Here is a 658-nt window from a genome sequence, read left to right on the forward strand (position 1 = left end):
TGGGGTCGTGTCGACGGCGTCGTACGAGGCGCGGCGGGACGGCGCCCGGTCCGCGATGCCCATGGCCCGGGCCCGCCGGCTGAGCCCGGCGGCGGCCGTGCTGGTGCCACGGTTCGCGGCGTACTCGGCGTACTCGCAGGTCATCATGGGGGTGCTGCGCGAGCTGACGCCCGCGGTCGAGCCGCTGTCGATCGACGAGGCGTTCGCCGACCTCGCGCTCGCCCCCGACGGCGTCCCCGAGCCCGAGGAGGCCGCGGCCTGGTTGCAGGCGCGTGTCGCGGAGCTCACGGGTCTGACGGTGTCCGTGGGCGTCGCGCGGTCCAAGCTCGTCGCGAAGATCGCGTCCGACCTGCGCAAGCCCGGTGGCGTCGTCGTCGTGCGACCCGAGGACGAGGACGACGTGCTGCTGCCGCTCGACGTGCGGACCGTCCCCGGCGTCGGGCCCGCGACGCAGGGCGCGCTCGAACGGCTGGGGGTGCGGACGGTCGCCGACCTGCGCCGCCAGCCCCTCGATACGCTGACGATGACGCTCGGCGAGGCGCACGGCACCGGGCTGCGCCGCACCGTGTACGAGCGCGCCTCGGCCGAGCTCGCCCGACGGAGCAACACCCGTACCGGCAACCCTGCCGCCCGCCGCCCCAAGCGCAACAAGTAGCCC

General features: G+C 75.7%; 1 protein-coding gene. It reads left to right on the forward strand.

Annotation, left to right across the window (positions count from 1 at the left end; genetic code table 11):
- Nucleotides 1–655: DNA polymerase IV (locus G3I71_RS45425; RefSeq protein WP_164324780.1), on the forward strand; the 655-nt coding region annotated here is incomplete at its 5' end.
- Nucleotides 656–658 lie beyond the last annotated feature (3 nt).

Origin of the sequence: Streptomyces sp. SID12501, assembly GCF_010550245.1 — a bacterium.
Lineage (GTDB): Bacteria > Actinomycetota > Actinomycetes > Streptomycetales > Streptomycetaceae > Streptomyces.